The sequence below is a fragment of the Actinomadura napierensis genome, from assembly GCF_039529375.1.
GTDB classification, from domain to species: domain Bacteria; phylum Actinomycetota; class Actinomycetes; order Streptosporangiales; family Streptosporangiaceae; genus Spirillospora; species Spirillospora napierensis.
Genome location: NZ_BAAAMR010000008.1, coordinates 123,723 through 146,482 on the forward strand (window position 1 = coordinate 123,723; position 22,760 = coordinate 146,482).

The following is a 22,760-nucleotide window of genomic DNA, read 5'->3' on the forward strand; positions in this document are numbered from 1 at the left end:
GAATGCTGTCCATCAACGCGGCCGCGACAGTGTGGCGCATGGAGCGCTGGACCGAGCCCCTCATGGCCGCGCGCTTGGAGGAGGCACTCGAGGAGGCGCTGACCGGTGGGGACTGGGCGGCGGCCCTGGGCGAGCGGCCGCCGTTCGAGTTGGAGACCGACCTCGGCGGTGCGCCGCTGGCCGGTCGCGACCTCACCGGTATCGACCTGACCAGGGCCGTTCTGGACTTCGCCGACCTGTCCAGAGCCGACCTCACTGGGGCGGTACTGCTCGACGTCAGCGCACGCCACACCGACCTGTCCGGAACCGTGCTCGTCGACGCCGACCTGTCAGCGAGCCGGCTGTCCGAGGCGCGGCTTACGGGATGCCGCGCGTCGGGGTTGCGTGCCGTCCAAACGACCGTCCTCACCTGCGACCTCAGTGGTGCCGACCTGACCGGCGCGGATCTCACCGGCGGTATCTGGACCGGCAACCTCACCGATCCGGCCGCTTTCGAAGCGGCCGTCACCACCGGCACGCAGAACAGTTACCCCGCGACGACCTGGCATGCGACCTCACCTCGGCATGGCGAGGCGCTGTCGGCACTGGCAGGCGAACGCGACGCCGCCCGCGCCCGCTGGGCCGCCCCCGAGCAGGCCGCCAACCTTGAGGACGTCATCCGCGCCGCCAAACGGGGCGACGACTGGACCGACGCGCGCTATCCCGCCAGCGACGGAAACTACACCGACCTGCAGGGCGCTCCGCTGGCCGGGCGCGACCTGCGCGGCGTGGACCTGTTCGGCGCCGAACTCGACCACGCCGACCTGTCCGGAGCCGATCTCACCGGCGCCCGGCTCAACAAGATCACCACAGTCGGCGCCGACTTCACCGGCGCCCTCTTGGACGGGGCCGACCTCCACTGGGCCGTGTTGTCCCGCGGTGATTTCACCCGCGCCCGGTTCCGCAACGCCACCGTCCACCACGTTCTCTTCGTCAACGCCGTCCTCGACAGCGCCGACTTCACCGCCGCCACCATCACCGACACCACCATGTACGGCGCAACCCGAGGCGGAACCCTCCTCGACCACGCCACCACCGACGGCCTCCGACACTGACACGAGGGGCTTGTAACCCCGAGTTACAAGCCCCACTCACCGTGACTGTCGATAGTCGAGCGCCTGCCGTTTGCACCCGGCGGCCCACTCGCCGGCGCAGCACGGTTCCACCCGCAGGAAGGCCCGTACACCGGGCACGCAACGTACTGCTGCACCGCTACGCCGCCGCTGGCAAGAGCGTCCTCTTCACCGGCTTGTGCGGCTACGAGGTGTACGACCACTGATGCTGGAGGCGTGGACTGCGGACCCTCACCTAGGCGCGAAGCGCTGACGATGCCTGCGGGACGTGCTGGAGGGAGCGCGGGATCTGTACACGTGGGAGGGGAACAAGTCCGCTCAGTGCTGGTCCGGGTGGACGGTGTCCGTGGAGGCGCGGACGAATCGCGGACAAACGATCAAGAGGCCGGATTCCCTGTGTGGGAACCGGCCTCTGACCTGGCGTTTTCTGTCGGGGTGGCGGGATTTGAACCCACGACCTCTTCGTCCCGAACGAAGCGCGCTGCCAAGCTGCGCTACACCCCGGTGGTGGCTGCCCGGGAGTCGTACGTGCTCCCGGCGCCTTGACCACTTTAGCGGATGTCGGGGAGTGGTGCGTACCCGATTTGGGGCGGCGGGGTCATCGGGGGACGAGGGTGAGGAGGGAGGCCTCGGGTGGGCAGCAGAAGCGGACGGGGGCCTTGGGCGAGGTGCCGAGGCCGGCGGAGACGTGGAGCCAGGAGCCGCGGTGCTCGTGCAGGCCCTTGACGCGGGGCCGGTCGATGCCGCAGTTGGTGGCGAGGGCGCCGTAGAAGGGGACGCAGACCTGGCCGCCGTGGGTGTGGCCGGCCAGGAGGAGGTCGTAGCCGTCGGCGGCGAAGCGGTCGAGGTTGCGGGGCTCGGGGGAGTGCATGACGCCGAGGTGGACGTCGGCCTGCGGGTCGACGGGGCCGGCGATCTTGTCGTAGCGGTCGCGGTTGATGTGCGAGTCGTCGATGCCGCCGAACTCGACGTCGAGCTCGCCGACCTTGAGGCGGCCGATGCGGTTGTTGAGGTCGAGCCAGCCGGCGGCCTGGAGGGACGAGCCGAGCTCGCGGTAGGGCAGGTCGGGCTCGCGGCGGTGCCGCTTGTAGTCGGACTTGCTGGTGCGCCAGATGTAGCGCAGGGGGTTCTTGAAGATCGGGGAGTACAGGTCGTTGGACCCGTAGACGAAGACGCCGGGACGGTCCAGGAGGGGGCCGAGGGCGTCCAGGAAGGGGCCGATGGCGTCCCGGTGGGAGAGGGTGTCGCCGGTGTTGACGACGAGGTCGGGCTCCAGGGCGTCCAGGGAGCGGACCCAGTGGATGAGGCGGGACCTGCCCGGCGTCAGGTGCGCGTCGGAGAGGTGCAGGATCTTGACCGGAGGACGGCCGGGCGGCAGCACCGGCACGTCGAAGCGGCGGAGCCGGAACCAGTTCCGCTCGATCACCGAGGCGTACCCGAAGGTCGCGGCGCCCGCGCCCAGGAGGCCGAGGGACGCGGCGTAGATCTTTCGCACGGTTCTCCCTTCTCTGGCGTCCATGGTTCCAGACATGGGCACCTCGCGGTAATCCTGATGAGGCGGCCGGGTTCGTGCGGGCATGATGTGACCATGAGCGACCTGAAGGTGAAGCTGGAGACCGACCTGTCGGTGGCGATGAAGGCGCGCGACGAGGTGCGCACGCGGACGCTGCGGATGGCGCTGACGGCGGTGAAGAACGAGGAGGTCGCCGGGAAGCAGGCGCGCGAGCTCTCGGACGAGGACGTGGTGAAGGTCCTCACCCGGGAGGCGAAGAAGCGGCGGGAGGCGGCGACGGCGTTCGGGGACGCGGGCCGGGCGGAGCAGGCGCAGGCCGAGCGGGACGAGGGCGCGGTGCTGGAGGAGTACCTGCCCGCGCAGCTGGCGGACGAGGAGCTGACCGCGCTGGTGGCGGACGCCATCGCCGAGACGGGCGCGGCGGGCCCGCGGGCGATGGGGCAGGTCATGAAGGTCGTGAACCCGAAGGTCGCCGGGCGCGCCGAGGGCGGGCGGGTCGCCGCGGAGGTCAAGCGGCAGCTCGCGGAATGAGAGAAGGGCCCGGCGCGTCGCCGGGCCCTTCCGCGCCCGGCGTCTCGCCGGGCCCTCCCAGGCCCGGCACGCGTGCCGGGCCTTCTTGCCGTCAGTTGCCGGGTGGCCAGCCGGGGAAGCCCTCGTCGCCGCCGCCGTCGTTCCCGTGGCCGTTCCCGCCGCCGCCCTTCTTCTTGCCGTTGCTGATGTAGAGGATGACGGTGGTGCCGGGCGGGACCTCGGAGCCCGCGTCCGGTGAGGTCGACACGACCGTGCCCTTCGGCTGGTCGGAGTCGACGGACCCGGACGCGACCTGCACCCGCAGGTCGGAGCCCGTGATCTTGGCCTTGGCGGCGGCGAGCTTCATGCCCTTCACCTGCGGGACGCGGGTGGTGTCGCCGAAGTCGCGGGACGGGGTGCTGAAGCCGGGAGCGGGCTTGCCGGCGAGGGCGTCCTGCATGCTCTGCTGCCACATCGCGCCGGGGGTGTCCGCGCCGTAGACGCCGTAGACCTTGTACTGCCAGGGGCCGCGGTAGTCCCAGTAGGCGGTGGCGGCGGCCATGTTCGGGGTGAAGCCGGCGAACACCGCGCAGGTGAACTCCTCGCAGGTGCCGGTCTTGCCGGCGGCGGGACGGCCGATGCCGCGGCCGGCGGCGGTGCCCTTGGTGAGGACGCCGCTGAGGATGGAGTCGACCTTGTCGGCGACGGCCTGGTCGACGGCCTGGTGGCAGTCCTGCTTGGGAAGCTTCAGCTGCTTGCCGTCGGAGTCGATGACCTGCGTGACGGAGAGCGGCTCGCAGTACTTGCCGCGGGCGCCGAAGCCGGCGTAGGCGGCGGCGAGGTGGACCATGTCGATGTCGTTGCTGCCGAGGACCTGGGACGGGACCGGCGCGATCTCCTCCCCGTTGCCCCGCTTCATGCCGAACGCCTTGGCCATGTCGACGGCGTCGCAGACGCCGACGCGCTTCTCCAGCTGGGCGTAGAAGGTGTTGACCGAGTGCCAGGTCGCGGTCTTCAGGTTGAAGTCGCCGGCCTCGCTGTCACCGGCGTTGTGCAGCGTCCAGGTCCCGCCGCCGGCCATCTGGTTCTTGTACTTGGTGCCGTTGATGGTGCCGGTGTACTTGCAGGGCTGGAACCCGCCGACGGTCGTGGTCTGCGGCGAGTTGATGGTGGTGCTGACCGGGATGCCCTCGTCCAGGGCGGCGGCGAGGGTGAAGGTCTTGAACGTGGAGCCGGCGGACACGCCGGTGCCGCCGCCGTGGTGGGAGTCGGCGGGCAGGTTGATGGTGGTGCGGCCCTTGCCCGCGCCGAACCGCTTGCTCAGCCCGATCGCCTTGATCCTGCCGGTGCCGGGCTCGACCATCGCCTCGGCGCCGACGCGGTTGCCGGCCGGGGCGACGTGGCTGCGCAGCGCCCGGTCGACCGCGTTCTGCGCCTTCATGTCGAGGGTGGTGCGGATGGTGTAGCCGCCGCGGTTCAGCTTGTTGACGACGTTCTGCTGCTCCTTCGGCGTCATCGACCAGTACTTGCCGTTGGAGAGGATGTCGAGCATGTCGTACTTGACGTACTCGCAGAAGTAGGGCGCCTTGCTGGACTCGCAGCCGCCGACCGGGTCGGTGCGGTTCAGCTGGATGGGCTTGGCGGCCTCGGCGTCCGCGCGCTGCTTGGAGATGTCCCCGAGCTGCGCCATCCGGTAGAGGACGATGTCGCGCCGCTTGCGGGCTTCCTTCGGGTTGCGGATCGGGTCGTACAGGGTGGGGTTCTGCGTGATGCCGGCCAGGAGGGCGGCCTGCCCGAGGGTCACCTTGGACGCGGGGACGCTGAAGTAGCGCTTGGCGGCGGCCTGGATGCCGTAGGCGCCGGCGCTGAAGTACGCGACGTTGAGGTAGCCCTCGAGGATCTGGTCCTTGGTCATGTGCTGCTCGATGTCGAGCGCGTAGCGCAGCTCGCGCAGCTTGCGGCCCACGGTCGGGGCCGTGACCTCCTTGTACTCCTCCTGCGTCGTGGCCTGGTCGACGAGCAGGTTCTTCACGTACTGCTGCGTGAGGGTGGAGCCGCCCTGCGTCTGCTCGGACTCGACGTTGGACGCCAGCGCGCGGATGGTGCCCTTCAGGTCGAGGGCGCCGTGCTTGTAGAAGCGCGAGTCCTCGATGTCGACCATCGCCTGCCGCATGATGGGGGCGACCTGGTCGAGCCGGACCGACTCGCGGTACTTGTCGAAGAACGTGGCGATCTGCTTGCCGTTGGCGTCGTACATCACCGTCTTCTCCGACGGCGGCGTCGTCTTGAGGTTGCTGTCCATGTCCTCGAAGTTGTTCGCGGCGTCGCGCGCGGTCAGTCCCGCGCTGCCGACGCCGGGCAGCGCGATGAACGCGACCAGGACACCCGCGACGACGCCCGCCCCCAGCAGCTTGAACAGCGTGGAGAAGGCCTTACCCCGATCTAGCTTCGCAGCGCGCACGCGCTCTAGGGTACGCGGGACGACCAGTGCATACGGGACAGGTCCCCCAGGCCCGGGTGCTGCGGGGCGCGCGGCGCCGGGTGTTCGCCCGGTATGTCCCCCTCGTGACAACCTGCGCCGTGTCTGGCGCGTCAACTACAGGTAACTAGTCCGTTCCGGCGGTATGGCCCCGGTGGGCTATATCGAGAATGGGCCCATCGGGGTCTGTTGAATCGTCCCTCGCTTCCGTAAGTTCTTCCCCACGGCTTTCGTTTGGCGGCCTGACGTCCGCGCCCGTCCGGCCAAGGAGCGCAAATCGACACAGACCCTAGGGGAGTGGGGCCAAGATGTGGATCACGGATTGGACCGCCCGCGCCGCCTGCCGTAACGCGGATCCGGACGCCCTGTTCGTTCAGGGAGCGGCACAGAACCGGGCCAAGCTCATCTGCCGCGGCTGCCCGGTGCGCACGGAATGTCTCGCCGACGCCCTCGACAACAGGATCGAGTTCGGCGTCTGGGGCGGCATGACGGAGAGGGAGCGTCGTGCGCTCCTGCGCCGGCGGCCGGACGTGCGGTCGTGGCGCGAGCTGCTGGAGACCGCCAAGGAGGAGTACGAGCGGTCGGTCGAGGCCGACGAGGAAGAGCTCGTCGCGAGCTGAGCGGAGCTCGGCGCCGGTCGGCGGTACGCCCGATGGCCGCCTGCGGGCGGTCATGGGCACGACCGGTCCGCTGGGATCGGTCGACGGCAGGTGACCGCAAGGTTCACCGAAGCGCGGCTGCGGGCCCGTACCGATGAGGTGCGGGCCTGCCGCCGCGCCGGACCCGGTGGTCATGCCTGCTCGGTGGTCATGCCTTCAGGGGCTGCACGGTGAACTGGTAGTCGTAGCGGATGAGGTCGTCCTCGCCGAGGACGAGGAACACCCGCGCGGCCCAGGCGACCTCGCCGTCGCCTGCCACGAGCCGGACGGTGAACGTGACGGCGTTGTGGTGGCCGAACACGTCGTCCGCCGACACCACGGCGTACTTGCGGCGGACCACGAACTCGTCGTACGCCTCGGCGATCCTGTCCGCCAGCTCGGTGTGGCCGCGGAACCGCGCGGTCTCGACGAGCTCCACGCCGTCCTCCGCCCACAGCGCGGCGATGGCGGCGCGGCGCCTGCCGGCGTCGGGTTCGCTCCACACCGCGACGTAGCGGCGGGCGACGTCCTCGATCGTGGCGGGCCGCAGCTCGTGGTCGGTTCCCTGGGTCATCGTCGGTCTCCTTCCGTCCGGCCCGGCGGGCCGTCGGGACCGACGCTCGCGGCTGCCGCACGGGCAGGGTCAAGCCGGGCGAACGGCGCAGACTCTCCCCCGAGGGGAGGCCCCACAATGGGCGGCATGACGTACCTGTCCATCGGGGACTTCTCGCGCGCCACCCACATGAGCGTGAAGACGCTGCGGCACTACCACCGGGTCGGGCTGCTCGAACCCGCCCACGTGGACCCGGCCACCGGCTACCGCCGCTACACCGTCGAGCAGATCCCGACCGCGCAGGTCATCCGCCGTTTCCGCGACCTCGGCATGCCGCTGGACGACATCGAGGCGGTGCTCGCGGCGCCGGACGTGCACGCCCGCAACGAGCGGATCGCCGCGCACCTGCGCCGGCTGGAGGACGATCTCGGCCGGACGCGGTGCGCCGTCGCCGCGCTGCGCGACCTTCTCGCGCCTCCCCCGGCGGACGCGTCCGCGAGCGTCGGGCTGCGCAGCGTGCCGGCGGCGCCGGCCGCGTCCATCACCGAGGTCGTCGACGTCGCCGACATGGGCGCGTGGTTCCAGGGCGCGCTGGGCGAGCTGTACGGGACGCTCGCGGCGCAGGACCTCCCCGAGGCCGGCCACGCCGGCGGTGTCTTCGCGGACGAGCTGTACACCCGGCATCGCGGCGAGGCGACCATCTTCGTGCCGTGCGCCGGGACCGTCCGGCGGATGGGCCGGGTCGTCCCGGGGGAGGTGCCGGCGGCGGAGCTCGCCGTCATCACGCACCACGGCTCGCCCGCCGACGTGGACCGTTCCTACGGCACGCTCGCCGCGTACGTGTCGCGGCACGCACTCGCTGTGGACGGCCCCATGCGGGAGTACTACCTCGTCGGCCGCCGCGACACCCCCGACTCGTCGCGCTGGCGTACCGAGATCGGCTGGCCCGTCTTCCAGACCGCCCCGGCTCGTTAGGCGGGGCGCTTGGCGCGGGATTCGGGGAGGAGCGAGAGGTCTTCGCCGACCTGGCGGAGGCCTTCGAGGTCGTGGACGTCCTCGGCCTGCGCGGGGACCGCGGTGACCGGGACGGTCGGGTGCGTCGAGGCGAAGTGGTCGCGCAGGCGTTCCTCGCGGGCGGCGAGCTGCATGCGGTCGGTGTGCAGGCGCAGCAGCGCGGCGGTCAGCGTGTGCTCGCCGCGCTCCTCCAGCGTCTCGGCGGCGGCCTGGCTGCGCGCCGCCGACAGCCCGTCGGCGGCGGACTCGTGCACGCGGTTGACGACGAGCCCGGCCAGCGGCATCCGCTCCTCGGCGAGCCGCTCGACGAAGTAGGACGCCTCGCGCAGCGCGTCCGGCTCCGGTGCGGCGACGACGAGGAACGCGGTGCCGGGGGTCTGGAGCAGCTTGAACGTCTTCTCGGCGCGCTCGCGGAATCCGCCGAACATGGTGTCGAACGCGGCGACGAACGTCTGCACGTCGCGCAGCAGCTGGACGCCGAGGACCTTGTTGATGGCGCCGGTGAACATGCCGAACCCGGCGCTGATCACCTTCACGCCGAACCGCCCGCCGGTCTTGGCGGGGGCGGCGAGGATCTTCATGAAGCGGCCGTCGAGGAACCGGCCCATCCGCTCGGGGGCGTCCAGGAAGTCCAGGGCGTTCCGGGACGGCGGGGTGTCGACGATGATCAGGTCCCAGGCGCCGGAGCGGTGCAGCTGCCCGAGCTTCTCCATCGCCATGTACTCCTGCGTGCCCGACAGCGACGAGGAGAGCGACTGGTAGAAGGGGTTGGCGAGGATCTGCTTGGCCCGGTCCGGGTCGGCGTGCGCCTCGACGATCTCGTCGAAGGTCCGCTTCATGTCGAGCATCATGGCGTGCAGCTCGCCGTCGCCGCCGACCTCGATCTTGCGCGGGTTGTTGTCCAGCTCGGACAGCCCCATCGACTGGGCGAGCCGGCGCGCCGGGTCGACGGTGAGCACGACGACGTCGCGGCCGCGCTCGGCGGCCCGCACGCCGAGCGCCGCGGCCGTCGTGGTCTTGCCCACGCCGCCGGACCCGCAGCACACGATGATCTTGGTGCGCGGGTCGTCGAGCAGCGCGTCGACGTCCAGCGCGGGCGGGTTCTTGGTGGGGCTCATAACGTCCTCTCCCCCAGGAATTACGCGGCGCCCTGCGCGCGCAAAGCGGCGGCCAGGTCGTACAGGCCGGCGAGGTCCATGCCGTCGGACAGCATGGGCAGCGTGTAGCGGGGCCGGTCGACGGACTCCAGCCGCTCCTTCTCGCGGCGCTGCAGCGCGGTGCGGCGGGCGTGCTCGCCGGCCTCGGCGGCCAGCACCGCGGCGATGGACTCGGCGTCGTGCTCCAGCCCGGCGGCCTTCACGCCGCGCAGGATCCCGTCGGTGTCCAGGGCGCCGGCGGCGGCCGCGGCGAGGTCGTCCTCCGACAGGACGGGCTGGTGCTCCATGTTGACGATGACGCCGCCGACCGGCAGCCCCACCTCGGTGAGTTCGCGGACGCCGTCCATCGTCTCCTGGACCGGCATCTCCTCCAGCAGCGTGACGAAGTGGACGGCGGTCTCGGGGCTGCGCACGACCTTCATCACGGTGTCGGCGTGGTTGCGGACCGGCCCGACCTTGGCGAGACCGGAGACCTCGTCATTGACGTTGAGGAACTTGGTGATGCGGCCGGTGGGCGGGGCGTCCATGACGACGGCGTCGTAGATGAACGAGCCGTCCTTCTTCCTGCGGCGCACCGACTCCGACGTCTTGCCGGTGAGGATCACGTCGCGCAGGCCGGGGGCGATGGTGGTGACGAAGTCGACGATGCCGAGCTTGGTCATCGCCTTCCCGGCGCGCTTGAGGCTGTAGAACATCTCGAGGTACTCGAGGAGCGCCTCTTCGGTGTCGACGGCGAGCGCGTAGACGTCCCCGCCGTCCGGCGCGACGGCGACGCGGCGCTCCCCGTAGGGCAGCGGCGGGCAGTCGAAGAGCTGGGCGATGCCCTGGCGTCCCTCGACCTCGACGAGCAGGACCTTGCGGCCGCCCGCGGCCAGCGCCAGGGCGAGTGCGGCGGCAACGGTCGTCTTGCCCGTGCCGCCCTTCCCGGTGACGACGTGGAGGCGTACGCCGTCCCAGTCGGTGTCTCTCGCGCTCACCCGATCGACCATATCGTTCACTCGGCAAGGACTTGAGAGGCCGCCCGCCCCGATGCAAGTGATCCCTGACACGATGCCGTCCGCGCTCGCAGATCGTCCGCCGGGACCGTTGCTACGGGCGTGCCCGCGCGGTTAGCTGGGAAACGTGAGACCGGTCCGCGGGCCGGTACGTCCGGGCTCCGAGCGGGTACGGACAGTCCACATCGGAAAGGTGGCCCGTGATGGCAGCGGTGGCCCTGATCATTTTGCTGATCGTCGTGGTGGGCGGCTTGATCACGCTCGCCTCGTCGCTGCGTGTCGTGCAGCAGTTCGAGCACGGCATCGTGTTCCGGTTCGGCCAGGTGCAGCGGGGCGGGCAGCTCCGCCCCGGCGCCGTCCGCCGGCCCGGCCTGACGGCGATCATCCCTTATGCAGAGCGAATGCAAAAGGTCAACCAGCAGACGGTCACGATGGGGGTGCCGGCGCAGGACGGCATCACCCAGGACAACGTGAGCGTCCGCGTGGACGCGGTCGTGTACTTCCGGGTGGTCGACCCGGTGAAGGCGATCGTGAACGTGCAGAACTACGGATACGCGATCTCGCAGGTGGCGCAGACGTCGCTGCGCTCGGCGATCGGCCAGGCGGACATGCAGGAGCTGCTCGGCGAGCGCGAGAAGATCAACGTCCGGCTGCGCTCGATCATCGACGAGATCACCCAGGATCCGTGGGGGATCCTGATCGAGCGGGTGGAGATCAAGGACGTGTCGCTGCCGGAGGGCATGAAGCGCTCGATGGCGCGGCAGGCCGAGGCGGAGCGGGAGCGGCGCGCCCGCATCATCACCGCGGACGGCGAGTTCCAGGCTTCCAAGCGGCTCGCCGCGGCGGCGGAGATCATGTCGCAGGATCCGGCGGCCCTCCAGCTGCGGCTGCTGCAGACGGTCGTGGAGGTGTCGGCGGAGAAGAACAGCACGCTGGTCATGCCGCTTCCGGTCGAGATCCTGCGGTTCTTCGACAAGATGGGCGGCGGCGGGCCCGAGCGGTCCGGTGACGGCGCCGAGCGGATGGATCTGCGGGAGCGGCTCGCCAAGGCCGAGGCCGACCTGGCGAAGGCCGCCGAGCAGCCCTCGACGCTGGGGTCCGCCGAGGACGTGCCGCCGGTCATCGGGCTGGACGAGCCGAAGCCGCACCAGGGGGTGTCCGGGGCCGAGCGGCCCGGCGAGGTGGACGGCCCCCGCGAGGGCGAGCGGCCCGGCATCGCGGGCGGCGACCGCCCGGCCGGGGGCGGCGCTCCGGAGCAGGAGCCGCCCGCCGACTTCTGACGGCCCGACGAGAGCGATGTTCGGCCGGAGGTCCCCGGCGCCCGTCATAGGGCGGCGGGGGCCTTCGGCATCGTGAGGGCGCGGACGCCCGGGACCGCGGCCGTCGCCAGGCAGCTCCCGCCGACCAGGACGGCGCTGACCATGAGCGGGACGGACGCGCCCCACGCGGACGCGGCCCACGGCGCGAGGGCGTAGCCGAGCGGCGCGGCGCCGAGGGAGAGCAGCCAGTCGTAGGAGGTGACCCGGGCCAGGGACCGCCGCGGGACGGACAGCTGCACGACGGTCTCCCAGATCGGGTTGAGCACGCCGAGCCCGGTGAGCGCCACCCCGTACGAGACGACGATCAGCGGCGCGGGCGCGGCGGCGGCCAGCAGCGCGAGCGGGACCGCGAACGCGGCGAGGCCGAGGTTGGCGACCAGCACCGGGCGGCGCGGCCGCAAGCGCCCGGCCAGCAGCGCCCCGGCGACCAGGCCGACCGCGCCGACCTGCACGATCGCGACCCAGGTGCCCTCGCCGCCGAGCCGCTCGATCGCGATGGCGGGGCCGAGGGTGAGCAGCACGGCGGACGCGCCGTTCCAGACGGCGTGCGCGATGAGGCTCGTCCAGTACCAGTCGCGGGAGCGCACCTCGTTCCAGCCTTCGGCGAGGTCGCGGAGCAGCCGGCGGCCCGATCCCCCGTCCGGGCCGGGCGCGGCGGCGGCGCGCCGGACGCGGGTCAGGGCGAGGAGCGCGGCGCTGGCGGCGAACGAGGCGGAGTCGAGCACGAACGTCCAGCCGGGGCCGGCGGTGAGCACGAGCGTGCCGGCGAGGGCGGGCCCGGCCAGCCGGGTGGCGCCGTTGGCGGTGCCGATCAGCGCGTTCGCCTTCTGCAGGCCGGCGGTGTCGACCGTGCCGGCGACCATCGGGGAGATCGTCGGGGCCTGGAAGGCCGAGGCGGCGCCGCCGATCGCCTGCGCGACGGCGAGGTGCCAGAGCCGGGGATGGCCGCCGAGCAGTTCCAGCGCGGCGAACAGCTGCGCGGCGCAGCCGGCGAGGTCGGTGGCGACGGCGACGGTGCGGGCGTTGAGCCGGTCGGCGAGGACGCCGCCGACGGGGAGCAGCAGCAGGCGCGGCACCATCGCGCAGCCCAGCACCAGGGCGAGCGCGGACGTGGAGCCGGTCGCGCGGAGCACGGCGAGCGTCAGCGCGGCGGGCACGGCGGCGTCGCCGGTCAGGGACAGGACGCGGGCGGTGAACAGCAGCCGGAAGTCCCGGCCGCGCAGCGGAGGGGGCATGCCGGGCAATCTAATTCGGTAACGAACTATTCGTCAACGAAATATTCGCTGCCGAAGTGATGGGGGCCGTACGATCCGTGCATGGGCGGAACGGAGGAACTCCACGACCGGACCGACGACCACGTCGCGCGGTGGGCGGGGATCCTGTCCGACCTCGATCCCGACATCGAGGGCGCCGTGACCCGGATGGTGCGCTTCGTGGAGCACATCAGGCGGGTGAAGGACCGCTCGCTGGTCGAGTACGACCTGCACCGGCACGAGTACGACACCCTGCAGGCGCTCGGCGGCCGGCACGGGAGCGCCGCCCCGTCGGAACTGGCCGCCGACCTCGGCATGCCGCCGAACTCGGTGACCGGGCGGCTGGACGCGCTGGAGCGGCGCGGGTTCGTCCGCCGGACGCCGTCGCGGACCGACCGGCGGCGGGTGCGGGTCGAGCTGACCCACGAGGGCCGCGCCGCCTGGCTCGGCGCTATGGGCGGCGTCGGGCATGAGGAGTACCGGCTGCTCGGCGGCCTGACCGAGGACGAGCGCCGCACCCTGTCGGACCTCCTGCGGCGCGTGATGGTCCGCGCCGAGCAGGAGCCCCGGAATCCCTGAGGCCGCCGCCCGGATCGCCCGGCGATCAGACTTCCGCGGTGGTCAGGACGAGCCGGCCGCGCAGGCCGCCCGCCTCCAGCCGCTCGTGCGCCTTGACGGCGTCCGCGAGTGGGAACGTGCCGGCGACCCGGAGCGTGAGGCGCCCGGCGTCGACCAGCGCGGACAGCTGCTCCAGTTGCGTGCCGTCGGCGCGTATCCACACGTTGTGGACGGTGATCCCGCGCAGCGGCGTCGGGGCGGCCGGGCCGCCGCTGACCGCGACGAACGCGCCGCCGCCCCGGACCGCGTCCAGCGCCGCGATCGACAGGAGCGCCGCGTCCAGCGCGCCGTCCGCGCCGCCGGGGACGAGCGCCCGCACGGCGTCGCCGAGGTGCGGGCCACGCGGGACGAACCACTCGGCGCCCAGGTCGCGGACCAGCGCCTCGTCCGCCTCCGAGGCCGCCGCCACCACCCGCAGCCCGCGCTGGACGGCCAGCTCGACCGCGAAGCCGCCGACCGCCCCCGCCGCGCCCGTGACCAGCAGCGTGCTGCCGGACGGAAGATCCAGCAGGTCGAGGGCCTGCGACGCGGTGAGCCCGTTCAGCGGAAGCGTCGCTGCTTCGACGGCGGACGCGGAGCCAGGCGCGCGCGCGACGGCGGCGGCGTCCAGGACGACGGCCTCCGCGTAGGCGCCGAGCGGGACGTCCAGCCGGTCCCGCAGGCCGATGACCGGGTCGCCGGCCGCGAACCGGGTGACGTCCGGGCCGACCGCCTCGACGGTGCCGGCCACGTCCCAGCCGATGCCGACCGGGCCGCGGGAGCCGAAGGGCGGCATCAGTCCCGCGTCGGCGAGCGCGCCCGAGCGGGTCGCCGCGTCCACGGGGTTCACCCCGGCCGCCGCCGTGCGGATCCGCACCTGCCCGCGTCCGGGCTCGGGCTCCCCGACCTCGGCGTTCTTCAGGGCCTCGGGCCCGCCGGGCTTTTCCACGATGATCGCGCGCATGCCGGACTCCATTCCTGACGTGGGAGGGAGCGGGGAGAACCCCCGCAGCACGGCCACTGTCGCCCGGAACAGCGCGGCGCCGGAAGGGGTTACCTCCAAGTGCGATCGGCACCCGGAGGTGAGCCCGCAGCATGGGGACTGTGAGAACGACATGACGACGCAGACCGCCGCCGAACGGCGGCAGGAGGACAAGGTCGCATTCGACGCCTATATGGAGCAATGCCCGACACATGATCTGCTGGGCGTCATCGGCAACAAGTGGACGTCGATGGTGCTGTACCAGCTGACGCGGGGGCCGCGCCGGTACGCCGAGCTCGCCCGCGCCCTGCCGGGCGTCAGCGCCAAGATGCTCACGCAGACCCTGCGCTCCCTCGAACGGGACGGTTTCCTGGCGCGCGCCGTGACCCCGTCCGTGCCGGTGCAGGTGGAGTACACGCTGACGCTGCTGGGCGAGCGCCTCGTCCCGCTGCTCGACGCCGTCCAGCACTTCGCCGAGCACAACATCGACGAGATCCGGGCGTCCCGCGACCACTACGACGCCGCCTCCCTGTGAGCGGGCGGCCGGAGCGGGCGGACGCGCTGTGAAGAGCGGGTTCGGGCGGGGCGGGGAGGCACTGATCGCTAGGGTGAAACCCATGAAGAAGTGGGAGTACGCGACCGTTCCGCTGCTGGTGCACGCGACCAAGCAGATCCTCGACAACTGGGGCCAGGACGGGTGGGAGCTCGTCACCGTCCTGCCGGGCCCGAACCCGGAGAACCTGGTGGCCTACTTCAAGCGGGAGATCCAGTCCTGATGAGCACGCCCGAAGAACGCATCACCGAGCTGGGCCTGGAGCTGCCGGAGGTCGTGACGCCGCTGGCGTCGTACGTGCCCACGGCGCGGACCGGCTCGCTCGTCTACACCGCCGGCCAGGTCCCCCTGGTGAAGGGCGAGATCAAGGTGACCGGGAAGGTCGGCGCCGAGGTGTCCGCGGACGTGGCCGCCGAGCAGGCCCGCATCTGCGCGCTGAACGCGATCGCGGCGCTGAAGGCCGAGGTCGGCGAGCTGTCGCAGGTCGTGCGGATCGTCAAGGTCGTCGGGTTCGTCGCGTCCGCGCCGGACTTCTACGGCCAGCCGCAGGTGATCAACGGCGCCAGCGACCTGCTGGGCGAGGTGTTCGGGGACGCGGGCAAGCACGCGCGCAGCGCCGTGGGCGTCGCCGTGCTGCCGCGGAACGTGCCGGTCGAGGTCGAACTGATCGCCGAGGTCTCCTGATCCCGGAGCCGCCGGCGCCGGGACCCCGGGGTTGACGGAACGCCATTCGGTATGTCCGAATGAACCGCCATGAGTGCGACGAGTTGGGCGGGGCGATGGTGAACGGGCTGAAGTTGCCGGAATCGATGCGGGAACAGATCGATGACATCCTGGCAGGCCGGGCGCAGCCGGCCCCCGCCCGGCACGCCGCCACCGTCGTCGTGCTCCGCGACCACGAGGAGCACGGGCTGCAGGCGTTCCTGCTGCGGCGGGTGCGGTCCATGGCGTTCGCGCCCGGCGCCTACGTCTTCCCCGGCGGCTCGGTCGACCCGCGCGACGGCGAGGCCGACCTCGCCTGGTCCGGGCCGTCCCCGGCGGAGTGGGGCGCGGCGTTCAAGGCCGACGAGAAGACCGCGCGGGAGCTGGTCTGCGCGGCGGTCCGGGAGACCTTCGAGGAGACGCTCGTCCTGCTGGCCGGCCCCACCGCCGGCACGGTCGTGGACGACACCCGCGGCGACGACTGGGAGGCCGACCGGCAGGCGCTGCTGGACCGTTCCCAGTCGTTCGGCGGGTTCCTCGACCGGCGCGGCCTGGTGCTGCGCGCGGACCTGCTGCGCCCGTGGGCGCACTGGATCACCCCGATCGTCGAGCCGAAGCGCTACGACACCCGGTTCTTCGTCGCGGCGATGCCCGCCGGGCAGCGCGCCCGCGACGTCAGCACCGAGGCCGACCGGGCCGCGTGGGTGCGCCCGGCGGACGCCGTCGAGCGCGCGAAGGCCGGCGAGTGGTTCATGCTGCCGCCGACCCTGGCGACGCTGAGCGAGCTGGCCGCGTTCGACACCGTCGCGGACGTGCTCGCCGCGCCCCGCGAGATCATCGTGCACGAGCCCACCGCGGAGATCATCGACGGTGAGGCGTGGCTGGTGCTGCCCGAGAAGGCCGCCCAGTACTACCCGAGCGGGGCGTGACGCGCCGCGGGATGCCTGCTCATGGAAACTGGTCGCGGGCCGTCATGTGGCGGCTCGCCGGTACCTCCGCGCTGCGGCACCTCGAACGGCTGGGCTGGAACCCGGTCCGCCACCCCGATCGGGCCTCGGGCAGGATGGGCGACATGAGCGAGATCGATGGGATGGGCACGGAACGGGCGACCTGCGTGCTCGCGCCGAACCCGTCGGCGATGACCCTGGACGGCACCAACACCTGGATCATCGGGGAACCGGGCGCCGAGGAGGTCGTCGTCGTCGACCCCGGGCCCAAGGACGGCAAGCACCTGCGCCGCGTCGCCGACCTGATCGCGGGCCAGGGCCGGCGCGTCGGGCTCGTCCTGCTCACCCACGGCCACCCCGACCACTCGGCGGGCGCCGCGAAGTTCGCCGAGCTCGCGGGCGGCGGCAAAGCGGGTGGCGTCAAGGTGCGGGCCCTCGACCCGGCGCACCGGCTCGGCGACGAGGGGCTCGGCGAGGGGGACGTCGTCACCACCGGCGGCGTCGAACTGCGGATCATGGAGACCCCCGGCCACAGCGACGACTCGCTCACGTTCTGGCTGCCGGCGGACCGCGCCGTCCTCACCGGGGACACCGTCCTCGGCTACGGCACGACCGTGCTGGAGGGGAAGCTCGGCGACTACCTGAGCTCCCTGGACCGGCTGCGCTCCTTCTCCGCCGACCAGGAAGCGGCCGTGATCCTCCCCGGTCACGGCCCGAAGCTGAACGACCCGCTGGCCGCCCTCGACCACTACATCGACCACCGCCGCGAGCGCCTCGCGCAGGTCGAGGCCGCCGTGGCGGGCGGTGCCCGCACGGCCCGCGAGGTCGTCGAGATCGTCTACGCGGACGTCGACAGGTCGCTGTGGCCGGCGGCCGAGTGGTCCGTCCAGTCGCAGCTGGACTATCTGAACGAACGCCCCTGACGCTCCGCGCGGCGCTGCGCGGAGCGGGGCCCGCCCGGTCTCACCCGGGGCGCCCGCTCACTTGGACCGCTTGCGCAGCCGCTCGATGTCGAGGATCACCACGGCGCGCGCCTCGATCCGCAGCCAGTTGCGCTGCGCGAAGTCGGCGAGGGCCTTGTTGACCGTCTCCCGGGACGCGCCGACGAGCTGCGCCAGCTCCTCCTGGGTGAGGTCGTGGTGCACGTGCAGGCCCGCCTCGGACGGCTGCCCGAACCGCTCGGCGAGGTCCAGCAGCGCCTTGGCGACGCGGCCCGGCACGTCGGTGAAGACCAGGTCGGCCATCACGTCGTTGGTCTTGCGGAGCCGCTGGGCGAGCGCGCGCAGCAGCTGCACGGCGACCTCGGGGTGCCCGGTCAGCCACGGCCGCAGGTCGTCGTGGCCGAGCCCGGCGAGCCGGCACTCGGTCACCGCGATCGCGCTGGCGGTGCGGGGCCGCGGGTCGAACAGCGACAGCTCGCCGAACATCTCGCTCGGGCCGAGCACGCTCAGCAGGTTCTCCCGGCCGTCCGGCGCCGTCCGGGTCAGCTTGATCTTGCCCTCCAGGACGACGTACAGCCGGTCGCCCGTCTCCCCCTCGTTGAAGAGCGTCTGACCGCGTGCCAGGCGCACCTCCGTCACGTTGGCGCGCAGCGCCTTGGCGCCCTGCTCGTCGAGGGCCTCGAAGAGCGGTGCTCTGCTCAGAACGTCCACGTCGCGGTCGGTCACGCTTCTCCTCCTCGAAACACCTACATGCATAGTGTGACGTACGTCCCACCGCGTACGTGAAGGTAGGGTCACGGCGCGCCGAAACGCAGGACCGCCTCCACGATCCCGTTCGCCCAGTGTACGGACCATCCGGTGAAAGCCATCACACCGGTCTCATCCCCGTTTTCCGGACGGGCCTGCGCCGCGAGGCGGGTGCTCTATCGTGATCGGGTGCCGCAGTCCTCGCCGCCCCGGCTCCCCCGGGGACGCCACGCGCTGTCCCGCGCGGAGGTCGACCGCGTCCACCGCGGGCGCCTTTTGGCGGCCATGGCCGAGGCGATGACCGAGAAGGGGTACGCCGGTACGTCCGTCGAGGACGTGCTGAAGCGGGCCCGGGTGTCGCGGCAGAGCTTCTACCGGCTGTTCTCGTCCAAGCTCGACTGCTTCATGGCGGCGTTCGACCAGGCCGGCGAGCTGGTGCGGGAGCGGCTCGCGCAGGCGGCGCAGGGCGGCGCCGAGCCCGTCGACCGGTTCGAGCGGGCCATCGCCGTCTACCTGGACGCGCTGGCGTCCGAGCCCGGCTACGCGCGGCTGTTCCTGGTGGAGGTGTTCGCCGCCGGCCCCGAGGCCGTCGCCCGCCGCTCGGCGGTGCAGCGCGACCTGGCGTCGGCGCTCGCCGGCCTGATGGGCGCGACCGGCGAGTCCGGCCGGTTCGCCTGCCAGGTCGTCGTCGCGGCGGTCGGCACGATGGTGACGCCCGCCGTCGCGTCCGGCGACCTGGCCGCGCTGCGCGCCGTCGGGCCCCCGATCGTCGACCACGTCCGGGCCCTCGTCCGGTCCGGCGTCCTGGAGGGTTAGGGCCGCCCGATCGTGGCGTGGACGGTGGTCACCCTGCCGTTGGGCGTCGGCCGGAGGGTGAACGCCAGGCGTCCGGACGCGGTGGCCTTCGCGGTGATGCGGTGCCCGGGGACCGTGATGATGTAGCGGGCTCCCGGACGGTAGGACGGGGGCGTCGTGACGGTCGCGGTGCCGCCCGCCTTGAGCGTGAAGCCCGTGGACGTGGCGTCGCTGAGGCCGCTGAACTCCCGGGATGCGCGGCGGACGAGCGAGATCGTCCAGCCCCACTGCGTCCACGTCCGGTCGATCGACGCGTAGGAGACGCGCGCCGGCGGGCGGGACGGCGCCGCGAACGCGCGCATCAGCGGCCCGATCTCCTCGCGCAGGTCGCGCGCCCAGTACGGGAAGGTGTGCGTGCCGAAGGTGTAGTCGTCGAACCGGCTCGGGATCTTCAACTGCTGGAGGCGGCGGTGGAAGCTCAGCGTCGACTGGTGGGCGAGGGCCTCGATCCCGACCGCCCCCGGGTCGGGGATCCCGTGGTCGAGCGGCCCGGGGATGCCGGTCGCGGTGTAGAGCGAGAGCCGCGTCCCGCGCAGGTTGGACGCGAGGGTGGCCGGGTCGTGGCCGCGCCAGTTGATCGCGTCGGCGAACCGCGAGCCGAAGATCGAGTCGGGCGGGACGCCGTCGTAGGCGGCGGCGACGAGGGAGATCACCCCGTACGCGCCGACGGCGGTGACCGGGTCGTGCGCGATGTCGGGCGCGCCGGAGAACGACGTCGCGGACGCGAACATGTCGGGGTGGCGGGCCGTGTAGCTCATCGCGCCGAACCCGCCCTGGGACAGCCCGGCGATGGCCCTGCCGCGCCGCGCCGCCACGGTCCGCAGGTTGCGGTCGATCCACGGGACGAGCTGCCCGACGTGGAACGTCTCCCACTTCGACGGTCCCAGCTTGGTCTTCGGGTCGGCCCAGTCGGTGAACCAGCCGCCGCCGTCCCCGTCGAACCCGGCGTCCGGCATCACCGTGATCAGCGGTTTCCCGGCGGTCGTGGCCTCGGCGCCGCCCTTCTCGACCCAGTCGGCCGCCCGTCCGTTCGTCCCGTGGAACAGGTACAGGACGGGATACCGGGCGGTCGGCCGCCGTTCGTAGCCGGTGGGCAGCAGGATGCGGACGTCCACGGCCCGGCCCAGAGCGGCGGTGCCGACCCGGACCGCGTACTGCCGGTCGTCGATCCGCTGGACCCGCTCCACGCGGATCCCGGCGCCGTCGGCGAACCGCACCGGCGTTCGCGGGGCGGCCTCGGCGGGCCGCGGCGCGAGGAGGATCGGGGTCCCTGCCAGCAGCAGCGTCGTCGCGATGAACCGTCGTGCACGCATTCGGGGGACCTCCCGGGGAGCGGAGTCAGCGTCGGGGACGGGGCGAGTCGGGGCGCACGCGCAGCGCGTCGATCACGGTCGCGAGCATCTCGTAGTGGCCGGCGAGCATGCAGAGCTCGACGCATTCGGGCTGGGTGAGGCGGGTGCGCAGCCGCGCCCAGGTCGCGTCGGAGAGGTCCTGGTCGTGGTGCAGCTCGTCGGCGGCGGCGAGCATGACCTGCTCGCGCGGGCTCCAGCCGTCGGCGTCCGGGCCCTTCCTGACGCGTTCGACGTCCGCCGCGCGGACCCCGGCGCGGCGGCCGAGCCGCACGTGGTGGTCGAACTCGTAGCGGCATTCGCGCAGGTGGGCGACGCGCAGGATGACCAGTTCGGTCTCGCGGCGCGCCAGCTTTCCGCCCGGCATGAGGCGTCCGCCGAACCACAGCCAGCCGCGGAACAGGCCGCGCTGCCGTGCGAGGGTGAGGAACAGGTTGGGCGGCCCGGTCCCGGCGACGCGTCCGGAGGCCGCGCAGATCAGCCAGTTGACGAGCCCGACGTCGCGGATCCCGCCCGGCGCGACCCGCGGCGCCGCGTCCGGCGGGGCGCTCACAGGCCGCTGCCCGGCTGCGCTGTGGTCAGGGCGGCGTGCTCGTCGCGCGCGATCTCCAGCGCGCGGCGCAGGCTCGGCTGGACGAGCCGCTCCAGCACGGGCTGGAGCGCGGCGCGCGCGGGCATGGCCCCGGCGACCCACCAGGGCGCCACGATGCGGCGGGACCGGCGGGCGATGCCGCGTTCGAGGGCGTCGATCCCGGCCTTCAGCGGCGCGACGTGCGACATCGCGCCGCCCCGCGTGCCCTTGGACAGCGTGGTGGCGGCCTCCGTGCCGAAGCCCCGGCTGGTCATGTCGGTGTCGAGCTCGGCGAAGTAGGCGACGCCGGCCCTGGCGCCCCACGGCCGCAGCTCGACGCGGAGCGTGTCGCCGAGCGCCTCGGCCGCCGCCTTGGACGCGCTGTACGCGCCGAGCAGCGGCAGGTGGACGGCGACGGCCAGCGACGCGATGGTCAGCGCGTAGCCGCGCGGGTGGCTGATGTGCGGGCCGGCGGCCGACAGCGTGTTGTGGACGCCGAGGACGTTCACCCGCAGGCTCTGCTCCAGCACCGCCGGGTCGCCGCCGACCACCGGCATCTGCGCGGCGACGCCCGCGTTGGCGACGACGACGTCGAGGCCGCCGAGCGCGGCGGCCGCCTCGTCCACGACGGTGCGGACGCGCTCGCGGTCGGTGACGTCGCAGGTCCACCAGGGGGCGTCACCGCTGCCGGCGGCGGCGGAGGCGAGCAGATCGGGTTCGAGGCCGGCCAGGGCGACCCGCGCGCCGCGCTCGTGCAGCCGGGCGGCCAGCGCCGCGCCGATGCCGCGCGCCGCCCCGGTGATCAGCACGCGCCGGCCCGCCAGGGTGGCCGTCCAGCGTGCGGAGTCGTAGATCATGCCGGGACCGTAGCATAAAAAAACACACTCGTCTTTTTAAGTGGACACGGGTCTCGCCACCCGGCCGATCGGGAAAATCGGCGAAACCTCGTAATCAGGTGAGCATTCCGGCGTCTTATGCGGCGGCGGATGGCGACCTACGAGGGTTGTGATCAGATGCGTGCTCTGGGTTGGATGTCGTCGTGGTGACAGGCGCGGGGATCGAGCCGGACGCCGATCTGGCGGCCGCCGCCGGCGCGGGCGACGAGCGCGCGTCCGACGAGCTGTACCGGCGGCACCACGCGGCGGTCCTGGGCTATGCCCGCGGGCTCGTCCGCGACCAGCACCTGGCGGAGGACCTGGCCAGCGAGGCGTTCGCCCGGACCCTCGCGGCGCTGCGCCAGGGCGGCGGGCCCCGCGAGGCGTGCCGGCCCTACCTGTACACGGTCGTGCGCAACGCGGCGGTCGACTGGGCGCGCACCGACCGCCGCACCGTCGTCACCGACCAGGTCACCGAGTGGGCCGCCGGCCCGCCGGACGAGCTCCCGGACGTCGACGAGCTGGACGCCCTCGTCCGCGCGTTCCGGTCGCTGCCGGAGCGCTGGCAGACCGTCCTGTGGCACACCGTCATCGAGGACGAGCCCGTCCAGCGGGTCGCGGAGATCCTCGGGATGGAGGCGGGCGCGGTCGCCCAGCTGGCGTTCCGGGCCCGCGAGGGGCTCCGGCAGGCGTTCCTCGCCGCGAGCTGCGAAGGGCACCCGGACTGCGCGGAGTTCACCGCGCAGCTCGCCGCGTCCGTCCGCCGTCCGGGCCGGCGGCGCAGCCGCGCGCTGCGCCGGCACCTGGAGTCCTGCCCGCGGTGCCGCCGCACGGCCGAGGAGATGGCCGACCTCAACGGGCGGCTGCGGCGCGCCCTTCCGATCGGCGCCGTGCTGCTGAGCGCGCCGACCGCCCCGTTCGGGAGCCTCGCCCCGGCCGCGTCCCTGCCCGGCTGGGCCGTCCCGGCGGGGCTCGCGGCGGCGCCGACGGCGGTCCTCGGCGTCCTGTTCGCCACGGGAGGCGACGACCCGCCCGGCACGACGCACGCCGCCCCGCCCACCGTCGCGCCCGCGCCCCCCGCGAGCCCGGCCGCGCCGA

General features: G+C 72.8%; 24 protein-coding genes and 1 tRNA gene. 13 read left to right on the forward strand and 12 right to left on the reverse strand.

What is annotated here, in order from left to right:
- Nucleotides 1–2: 2 nt before the first annotated feature.
- Nucleotides 3–1,094 carry a pentapeptide repeat-containing protein gene (locus ABD296_RS07430; protein ID WP_344262895.1) on the forward strand — a complete coding sequence of 364 codons (1,092 nt, stop codon included), beginning with the start codon at nt 3–5 and terminating at the stop codon, nt 1,092–1,094.
- 448 nt (nt 1,095–1,542) lie between these two features.
- Here ABD296_RS07430 and ABD296_RS07435 read toward each other — a convergent pair.
- A tRNA-Pro gene (locus ABD296_RS07435) sits at nt 1,543–1,616 on the reverse strand.
- Between the two features lie 94 nt (nt 1,617–1,710).
- A complete protein-coding gene (locus ABD296_RS07440) occupies nt 1,711–2,607 on the reverse strand; it encodes a metallophosphoesterase (protein ID WP_344262897.1) in 897 nt (298 codons plus the stop codon).
- A 93-nt stretch (nt 2,608–2,700) separates the two neighbouring features.
- On the opposite strand from ABD296_RS07440, the gene ABD296_RS07445 reads away from it, so the two are divergent.
- On the forward strand, nt 2,701–3,156 hold the full coding sequence (locus ABD296_RS07445) for a GatB/YqeY domain-containing protein (protein ID WP_344262899.1): 456 nt from the start codon (nt 2,701–2,703) through the stop codon (nt 3,154–3,156).
- 91 nt (nt 3,157–3,247) lie between these two features.
- Here ABD296_RS07445 and ABD296_RS07450 read toward each other — a convergent pair whose 3' ends face one another.
- On the reverse strand, nt 3,248–5,596 hold the full coding sequence (locus ABD296_RS07450) for a penicillin-binding protein (RefSeq protein ID WP_344262901.1): 2,349 nt from the start codon (nt 5,594–5,596) through the stop codon (nt 3,248–3,250).
- Nucleotides 5,597–5,922: 326 nt separating this feature from the next.
- Between ABD296_RS07450 and ABD296_RS07455 the strand changes: the two genes are divergently transcribed.
- Complete coding sequence (locus tag ABD296_RS07455; RefSeq protein ID WP_285915495.1) at nt 5,923–6,234, forward strand: WhiB family transcriptional regulator; 312 nt, start codon at nt 5,923–5,925, stop codon at nt 6,232–6,234.
- A gap of 187 nt (nt 6,235–6,421) precedes the next feature.
- On the opposite strand, the gene ABD296_RS07460 is transcribed toward ABD296_RS07455, so the two are convergent.
- On the reverse strand, nt 6,422–6,826 hold the full coding sequence (locus ABD296_RS07460) for a hypothetical protein (protein WP_344262906.1): 405 nt from the start codon (nt 6,824–6,826) through the stop codon (nt 6,422–6,424).
- Between the two features lie 126 nt (nt 6,827–6,952).
- Here ABD296_RS07460 and ABD296_RS07465 point away from each other — a divergent pair, with 126 nt between their 5' ends.
- Nucleotides 6,953–7,780 (forward strand): MerR family transcriptional regulator, encoded by an 828-nt coding sequence (locus ABD296_RS07465; protein WP_344262908.1) that lies wholly within the window; start codon nt 6,953–6,955, stop codon nt 7,778–7,780.
- On the opposite strand, the gene ABD296_RS07470 is transcribed toward ABD296_RS07465, so the two are convergent.
- Both ABD296_RS07470 and ABD296_RS07475 read right to left on the reverse strand, forming a co-directional pair.
- Nucleotides 7,777–8,937, reverse strand: a complete 1,161-nt coding sequence (locus tag ABD296_RS07470) for an ArsA family ATPase (RefSeq protein ID WP_344262910.1) — start codon at nt 8,935–8,937, stop codon at nt 7,777–7,779. The genes ABD296_RS07465 and ABD296_RS07470 overlap by 4 nt on opposite strands.
- A 20-nt stretch (nt 8,938–8,957) precedes the next feature.
- Nucleotides 8,958–9,953 carry an ArsA-related P-loop ATPase gene (locus ABD296_RS07475; protein ID WP_344262913.1) on the reverse strand — a complete coding sequence of 332 codons (996 nt, stop codon included), beginning with the start codon at nt 9,951–9,953 and terminating at the stop codon, nt 8,958–8,960.
- 221 nt (nt 9,954–10,174) lie between these two features.
- Between ABD296_RS07475 and ABD296_RS07480 the strand changes: the two genes are divergently transcribed.
- Nucleotides 10,175–11,251 (forward strand): SPFH domain-containing protein, encoded by a 1,077-nt coding sequence (locus ABD296_RS07480; RefSeq protein WP_344262915.1) that lies wholly within the window; start codon nt 10,175–10,177, stop codon nt 11,249–11,251.
- A gap of 44 nt (nt 11,252–11,295) precedes the next feature.
- Here the strand turns inward: ABD296_RS07480 and ABD296_RS07485 are convergent, their stop codons facing one another.
- Nucleotides 11,296–12,525, reverse strand: a complete 1,230-nt coding sequence (locus tag ABD296_RS07485; RefSeq protein WP_344262918.1) for an MFS transporter — start codon at nt 12,523–12,525, stop codon at nt 11,296–11,298.
- A gap of 81 nt (nt 12,526–12,606) precedes the next feature.
- Here ABD296_RS07485 and ABD296_RS07490 point away from each other — a divergent pair, with 81 nt between their 5' ends.
- Nucleotides 12,607–13,122: a MarR family winged helix-turn-helix transcriptional regulator gene (locus ABD296_RS07490; RefSeq protein ID WP_344262920.1), complete on the forward strand. Its 516-nt coding sequence runs from the start codon at nt 12,607–12,609 to the stop codon at nt 13,120–13,122.
- Between the two features lie 25 nt (nt 13,123–13,147).
- Here ABD296_RS07490 and ABD296_RS07495 read toward each other — a convergent pair whose 3' ends face one another.
- Entirely contained in the window at nt 13,148–14,104 is a 957-nt protein-coding gene (locus ABD296_RS07495) for an NADP-dependent oxidoreductase (protein WP_344262922.1), read from the reverse strand.
- Nucleotides 14,105–14,255: 151 nt separating this feature from the next.
- Between ABD296_RS07495 and ABD296_RS07500 the strand changes: the two genes are divergently transcribed.
- From ABD296_RS07500 to ABD296_RS07520, 5 genes are all read left to right on the forward strand, one after another.
- Nucleotides 14,256–14,657: a winged helix-turn-helix transcriptional regulator gene (locus tag ABD296_RS07500; RefSeq protein WP_344262924.1), complete on the forward strand. Its 402-nt coding sequence runs from the start codon at nt 14,256–14,258 to the stop codon at nt 14,655–14,657.
- Between the two features lie 82 nt (nt 14,658–14,739).
- A complete protein-coding gene (locus tag ABD296_RS07505; protein WP_151540233.1) occupies nt 14,740–14,898 on the forward strand; it encodes a DUF4177 domain-containing protein in 159 nt (52 codons plus the stop codon).
- On the forward strand, nt 14,898–15,359 hold the full coding sequence (locus ABD296_RS07510; protein ID WP_344262931.1) for a RidA family protein: 462 nt from the start codon (nt 14,898–14,900) through the stop codon (nt 15,357–15,359). The genes ABD296_RS07505 and ABD296_RS07510 overlap by 1 nt, the downstream gene beginning before the upstream one ends.
- 125 nt (nt 15,360–15,484) lie before the next feature.
- Complete coding sequence (locus tag ABD296_RS07515; protein ID WP_344262948.1) at nt 15,485–16,306, forward strand: NUDIX hydrolase; 822 nt, start codon at nt 15,485–15,487, stop codon at nt 16,304–16,306.
- Nucleotides 16,307–16,449: 143 nt separating this feature from the next.
- Nucleotides 16,450–17,247 carry an MBL fold metallo-hydrolase gene (locus ABD296_RS07520; RefSeq protein ID WP_344262934.1) on the forward strand — a complete coding sequence of 266 codons (798 nt, stop codon included), beginning with the start codon at nt 16,450–16,452 and terminating at the stop codon, nt 17,245–17,247.
- A gap of 57 nt (nt 17,248–17,304) precedes the next feature.
- Here the strand turns inward: ABD296_RS07520 and ABD296_RS07525 are convergent, their stop codons facing one another.
- Nucleotides 17,305–17,991 carry a Crp/Fnr family transcriptional regulator gene (locus ABD296_RS07525; RefSeq protein WP_067483689.1) on the reverse strand — a complete coding sequence of 229 codons (687 nt, stop codon included), beginning with the start codon at nt 17,989–17,991 and terminating at the stop codon, nt 17,305–17,307.
- A gap of 210 nt (nt 17,992–18,201) precedes the next feature.
- On the opposite strand from ABD296_RS07525, the gene ABD296_RS07530 reads away from it, so the two are divergent.
- Nucleotides 18,202–18,828 (forward strand): TetR/AcrR family transcriptional regulator, encoded by a 627-nt coding sequence (locus tag ABD296_RS07530; protein WP_344262938.1) that lies wholly within the window; start codon nt 18,202–18,204, stop codon nt 18,826–18,828.
- On the opposite strand, the gene ABD296_RS07535 is transcribed toward ABD296_RS07530, so the two are convergent.
- The 3 genes from ABD296_RS07535 to ABD296_RS07545 are packed head-to-tail and all read right to left on the reverse strand — an operon-like array spanning nt 18,825 to nt 21,644.
- A complete protein-coding gene (locus tag ABD296_RS07535) occupies nt 18,825–20,180 on the reverse strand; it encodes an alpha/beta hydrolase (RefSeq protein WP_344262940.1) in 1,356 nt (451 codons plus the stop codon). The genes ABD296_RS07530 and ABD296_RS07535 overlap by 4 nt on opposite strands.
- Before the next feature lie 25 nt (nt 20,181–20,205).
- Entirely contained in the window at nt 20,206–20,769 is a 564-nt protein-coding gene (locus ABD296_RS07540; RefSeq protein WP_344262942.1) for a carboxymuconolactone decarboxylase family protein, read from the reverse strand.
- Nucleotides 20,766–21,644 carry an SDR family NAD(P)-dependent oxidoreductase gene (locus ABD296_RS07545; protein WP_344262944.1) on the reverse strand — a complete coding sequence of 293 codons (879 nt, stop codon included), beginning with the start codon at nt 21,642–21,644 and terminating at the stop codon, nt 20,766–20,768. Before ABD296_RS07545 ends, ABD296_RS07540 begins: the two co-directional genes overlap by 4 nt.
- Before the next feature lie 182 nt (nt 21,645–21,826).
- Here ABD296_RS07545 and ABD296_RS07550 point away from each other — a divergent pair.
- The coding region (locus ABD296_RS07550; protein ID WP_344262946.1) for an RNA polymerase sigma factor at nt 21,827–22,760 on the forward strand (934 nt) is incomplete at its 3' end.

Coding starts and splice junctions, on each gene's coding strand:
- ABD296_RS07430 (WP_344262895.1), top strand. CDS start 3: ATGCTGTCCATCAACGCGGCCGCGACAGTGTGGCGCATGGAGCGCTGG.
- ABD296_RS07445 (WP_344262899.1), top strand. CDS start 2,701: ATGAGCGACCTGAAGGTGAAGCTGGAGACCGACCTGTCGGTGGCGATG.
- ABD296_RS07455 (WP_285915495.1), top strand. CDS start 5,923: ATGTGGATCACGGATTGGACCGCCCGCGCCGCCTGCCGTAACGCGGAT.
- ABD296_RS07460 (WP_344262906.1), bottom strand. CDS start 6,826: ATGACCCAGGGAACCGACCACGAGCTGCGGCCCGCCACGATCGAGGAC.
- ABD296_RS07465 (WP_344262908.1), top strand. CDS start 6,953: ATGACGTACCTGTCCATCGGGGACTTCTCGCGCGCCACCCACATGAGC.
- ABD296_RS07470 (WP_344262910.1), bottom strand. CDS start 8,937: ATGAGCCCCACCAAGAACCCGCCCGCGCTGGACGTCGACGCGCTGCTC.
- ABD296_RS07480 (WP_344262915.1), top strand. CDS start 10,175: ATGGCAGCGGTGGCCCTGATCATTTTGCTGATCGTCGTGGTGGGCGGC.
- ABD296_RS07485 (WP_344262918.1), bottom strand. CDS start 12,525: ATGCCCCCTCCGCTGCGCGGCCGGGACTTCCGGCTGCTGTTCACCGCC.
- ABD296_RS07490 (WP_344262920.1), top strand. CDS start 12,607: ATGGGCGGAACGGAGGAACTCCACGACCGGACCGACGACCACGTCGCG.
- ABD296_RS07495 (WP_344262922.1), bottom strand. CDS start 14,104: ATGCGCGCGATCATCGTGGAAAAGCCCGGCGGGCCCGAGGCCCTGAAG.
- ABD296_RS07500 (WP_344262924.1), top strand. CDS start 14,256: ATGACGACGCAGACCGCCGCCGAACGGCGGCAGGAGGACAAGGTCGCA.
- ABD296_RS07505 (WP_151540233.1), top strand. CDS start 14,740: ATGAAGAAGTGGGAGTACGCGACCGTTCCGCTGCTGGTGCACGCGACC.
- ABD296_RS07510 (WP_344262931.1), top strand. CDS start 14,898: ATGAGCACGCCCGAAGAACGCATCACCGAGCTGGGCCTGGAGCTGCCG.
- ABD296_RS07515 (WP_344262948.1), top strand. CDS start 15,485: ATGCGGGAACAGATCGATGACATCCTGGCAGGCCGGGCGCAGCCGGCC.
- ABD296_RS07520 (WP_344262934.1), top strand. CDS start 16,450: ATGAGCGAGATCGATGGGATGGGCACGGAACGGGCGACCTGCGTGCTC.
- ABD296_RS07535 (WP_344262940.1), bottom strand. CDS start 20,180: ATGCGTGCACGACGGTTCATCGCGACGACGCTGCTGCTGGCAGGGACC.
- ABD296_RS07545 (WP_344262944.1), bottom strand. CDS start 21,644: ATGATCTACGACTCCGCACGCTGGACGGCCACCCTGGCGGGCCGGCGC.